This window comes from Natronomonas sp. (assembly GCF_046483325.1).
GTDB lineage: Archaea > Halobacteriota > Halobacteria > Halobacteriales > Haloarculaceae > Natronomonas.
In genome coordinates, this window is record NZ_JAWODL010000025.1 from 1 (window position 1) to 4297 (window position 4297).

Genomic DNA, 4297 nt, shown 5'->3' on the forward strand with positions numbered 1-4297 from the left:
GTATGAACTGAGTCGCTCGGCGATGTCGTCAAGTCGCGGGGCGAGGGCGTCGACGGTGGACGTGGTTCGGAACAGGCTCGACCCGAGATGTGGAACGATCACGCGGTCACATCCGACGATTTGACACCTGTCTACGATCGATTCGAGGTTCTCTTCGAGACGCCGGAGGTCCACGTGAGCGGCGACCGGAACCACCCCGGTCTCTGTGAGCGCGCGCTCCACGGCACGAGGATCCGCGTCGAGGAACGCGCCAGCGAACTCGACGCCTTCGTAACCGGCGTTCGACACGTAGCGGATCACCTCCGGTAGCGACGCGTCGATCGATCTGACCGTGTGGAGCTGGATGGCTGGTCGATAGCCTTCGACCGCTTCGACGGGAGCCGCAGTGGTATGGCTCATTGCCGGCAGTTCACAAAAAAGAGGCTAAGTAATGTGGAACCTATTGAGTTCGTCAGGTTTGCTCGATCGAATTTCGGTGCCGCCAGCCAGGATATCACCGCTCCACTAGAACGCACACGCCGAACGACCGGTGGTCGTCGGTAGATGCGTCCGGATAGTCGACGCCGTCGGCGGCGGCACATCACGAGTCTCGCCGCTCTACTGCGGATCAACGTAGTGGGGCGGGTCGTTTTCGCTCCGGGTGCACACCAACCCTCTCAGCCACCAGCGGCGCGAGAATTATGAGGTCTGAGACCGATTCACGGCCGACGGGTCGGCTCGTGCGAGTGAACGCGAATGTCGCACGCGTCCGTCCAGTACTGATAACTGACGGTCGGAATCTCGGCGGTACCGGTCGGGCGGTCGTCGCTTCACGTGCTCGTCGAACGGGTGACGATACCGAGGTACCCCAGACGTGGGTTTACAGCATTCACGGCGCAACGCGCCCAACACGGACTCATCGGTTCCGAACGACCGTCTCGATCCCCGAGCCGAGATCGATAGATGGTCGGAACTCCAGTCGCTCGCGGGCCCGTGAGATGTCGGCGCAACTGTGGCGGATGTCTCCCTCTCGTGGGTCGGTGTGAACGATCGGTGACGTGCTGTCGACTGCGTCGCGGATCTGCTCGGCAAGGCGTTCTATGGAAACCGCTCGGCCGGTTCCGACGTTGTATGCGGCACCGACATCGTCGGTGTCGGCCGCCAGCCGGTTCGCCTCGACCACGTCGTCGACGTGGACGAAGTCGCGGGTCTGTTCGCCGTCGCCGTGGACGGGTATCGGGTCACCGGCACGCGCGCGCTCCAGAAAAACGTCGATGACGCCGGCGTAGTCGCCGCCCGACTGGCCGGGACCGTAAACGTTGAAGTAGCGCAGCGTGACGGTTTCGAGTCCGTACAGATCATGGTATATCCGAGCGTATCGGTCGAGCGCGAGCTTCTCAAGGCCGTATGGGGAGGTTGGTTCGAGCGGGTCCGTCTCGGAGATGGGAACACTGTCCGGATCACCGTATACGGCCGCACTAGAGGCCACTACCGCTCGGGCGTCGTGCCGACGCGCGGCTTCGAGTACCTGAAGCGTGCCGGCGACGTTGACCGAATGACTCCGGAGGGGATTGTCGATAGATGCCTCGACGCTGACGATCGCCGCCTGATGGAACACGGTGTCTACGCCCTCCATCGCCTCGTCAAGGACGCGCTCGTCGCGAATGTCGCCCTCGATCACGTGCACGTCGTCCGGCGCGTCGCCCCGCGGATTGGTGTCCAAGACGCGGACCGTCGCGTCGGTGTGGAACGCGTCGACGAGCGCCCCGCCGATAAAACCGGATCCTCCCGTGACCAACACGCGCTGACCTTGCATTACGCACGTGTTTGGAGGGTGGTAGTGTTTAGTAGGCGGTGCTTGGAGAGGAGTTCCCACGCATCGGATCACTCGATTCCGCGCCTTCGCCGTGATCGTGTTCCCGCGGAACAGGTATTAGATGACATATAAAATCGAAGCGACCTGCCGAAGTGGACGGGGTTGAGCGCTCCCGTCAGTGCTCGGCGCGTCAGGCAATCCTTCTCCGGCCCGCAGCATTCGCTCGCTTCCTGTCCGACTCTCGGTTATGTACACCGATTCGTGCCGGACGAGACGAGGACCGGATCAACACCACGTGGAACCGCTTCACCGCGTGGCCCGACACTCGGTCTACCGCCGTGAGTTCGACGTACCCTCTGCGGTCTTCGATCGGATTCGAATCTCCGAGTCGATAGTGTACCAGCTCGTCTGTGGAGTCGTAACGGTCGACGCACGTCTCGGGGCGCCTCAGTTCACGAGGCGTGACGTTCACGTATAATCTGGTATTATTTCGCTAAAATCATAATTACAAAAACATTGAAAAACAGAGAACTTAATACAGGTAATGCTAGATTAATTAGCTGCTATGGCACATGAACTGGAATCAGGCCCGGATGAAGACCGGGCAGCGACGAAACAACCTGTCGCCGACAACGAGTCGCCCGACGACGGTCGGCGCACCGGCCCCGATCGGACAGTCGGCCGTCGCGGATACCTGCGATGGGGCGCGGCCGCGGCGGCGATAGCGTCCTTCGGCGTTGGCGGGGCGAGCGCCGAGCTGACTCGAGACGGTATCACGTTCGCAAGAGTTGTTGACGCGGTCGAAGAGCTCAAAGCCGATCCCACGGGTAGTAGACCGGTGAATCGTCGGCTCGCGAGCCTCCCGTCGAATTCGCTGATAAGGTTTCCGGAAGGCGAATACCGGATCGACGGAGAAGTACAGCTTGACAACCTCGATAACATCGGGTTCGAATCGCCCGGCGACGCGATGTTTGTCGGAACGGAACCGAAATCCGGCTTGAACATCAGGTCGGCCAAAAAAGTGTACTACGAAGGGTTCACGCACGCCGACACTGAGGGGTCAATCCGCCACCGGATGGACGGAACTGAAACGGTTCGAATTCGTGATATCAGCGGCGGGCGAGAAGCCGCAGGATTCGCGTCCGCAGATGACCGGGATAATCTGCTCGAGATCGCCGCGACCGACGCAGTGTCGTCGTACGAAGTGACCGTCTCCGGTGAGATCGGACCGGTCGACGACGGCCGTACGCCGCCTGACCTGAGCGTGTCCGGCAGGTGTGCGGAAGGGACGATCGCCTTCGACACCCACGCGCTCAGGTATACGGGTGCGATCACAGCCGTCAGCGCGACTGGCGATGCGGCGGTTCGGCTGAACGGCGAGCCGATGGCCGTCAACCGCGGATCTGGTGCGGTGGACCCGAGGCTCACACGCCTCGCGCGTATCGAAGGCGTCCACGGCCGCGAGGCGGCTCAGTACGAATTCACCGCGTTCGGTGACGTTTTCCCGGACACGGACCGAACGGGACCTCACTACGGCGGACAGGGGCTTTCGACAGGGAACGCGGCGACGAAAACGGTCACAGGCGGTGTCGAAAATGGGGTCGACGCGTACCACTTTTCCAGAGGCATAAACCTTCTTGAAGTCGACGGGCCAGCGCGAGTCTCGATCGGAAGCGATCGGTAGCATTCGTCGAGCCCAGCGACGCGCGGGTCTTCGCCGTCGATGCAGCGGAACTGTGTCGGGACGGCGTCGCGTCCGTTCGTGTAGGGCGGTGAAGGGTACGCGGGGACGACTGGCGAGAGTCGAGAGTTGTCCCCGGTTCGATGTCGAAATCGCACCGCTTTTTGAGGTAACTAACGGTCGAACAGCGTGCAGCGACGGAATCGGTCCGGGAGAGCGGGTCGCGGCCGACCGAACGTTCGTTAGATTAATTTGTCGTCGCCTCGTATTTGGATTGAGGGCCCCGGTCGCGAGTTAACAACCAGTTTGTGTGCCAGCAAATTCAGGTTATCTTCCCGGGTCCCTCCTCTTGATCGACGAGACGCATCCTCCGTCCCGCAAACGTGTCGTTCACTGGATCCTCAACTGTGCCAAGCGAAGCGCCGGCCACGGGGTCAGAAACGTTCACGCACGAGACGTCAGTCTAAGGACCGCCCAGAATGGTTCTCACGGCGTCCGTCCTCGAGAGCGGAACGACGAAGATATCGGGACACCGTCCGACGATGTCGGGAGATACAAGTATCGTCATAGATAACGGAGAACGATGTACGAAGAGGCGGCGACAGACGTGCGGTGTGATCTCGGTGCATGCGCGCGGTGTACTGATGCTTGCAGCGCAGGAAAAACGTTGTCCGGTGTTTGAATATCCCGCTACCATTGTGAAAAAATCCCTTACCGGTGCAGGAAGCGCTACGAAAGAACAGGTCAAATATATGGTATTGAAAATGCTTAGCCACCTTGCCGCGCACCAGGTCGTCGACGATGGTGACGCCCTCGTCGGG

General features: G+C 61.0%; 4 protein-coding genes. 2 read left to right on the forward strand and 2 right to left on the reverse strand.

The window, feature by feature from the left end; genetic code table 11:
- Together R6U53_RS08550 and R6U53_RS08555 are read right to left on the reverse strand one after the other, a co-directional pair.
- Positions 1–399 (reverse strand): sugar phosphate isomerase/epimerase family protein (locus R6U53_RS08550; RefSeq protein ID WP_410321944.1); only part of this gene is annotated, 399 nt, incomplete at its 3' end.
- Between the two features lie 496 nt (positions 400–895).
- The gene (locus R6U53_RS08555) at positions 896–1795 is read right to left on the reverse strand and encodes an NAD-dependent epimerase/dehydratase family protein (protein ID WP_410321945.1); all 900 of its coding nucleotides are present in this window, start codon (positions 1793–1795) and stop codon (positions 896–898) included.
- Between the two features lie 565 nt (positions 1796–2360).
- Between R6U53_RS08555 and R6U53_RS08560 the strand changes: the two genes are divergently transcribed.
- The gene (locus tag R6U53_RS08560) at positions 2361–3479 is read left to right on the forward strand and encodes a hypothetical protein (protein ID WP_410321946.1); all 1119 of its coding nucleotides are present in this window, start codon (positions 2361–2363) and stop codon (positions 3477–3479) included.
- Between the two features lie 539 nt (positions 3480–4018).
- Positions 4019–4297: crossover junction endodeoxyribonuclease RuvC (locus R6U53_RS08565; protein WP_410321947.1), on the forward strand; the 279-nt coding region annotated here is incomplete at its 3' end.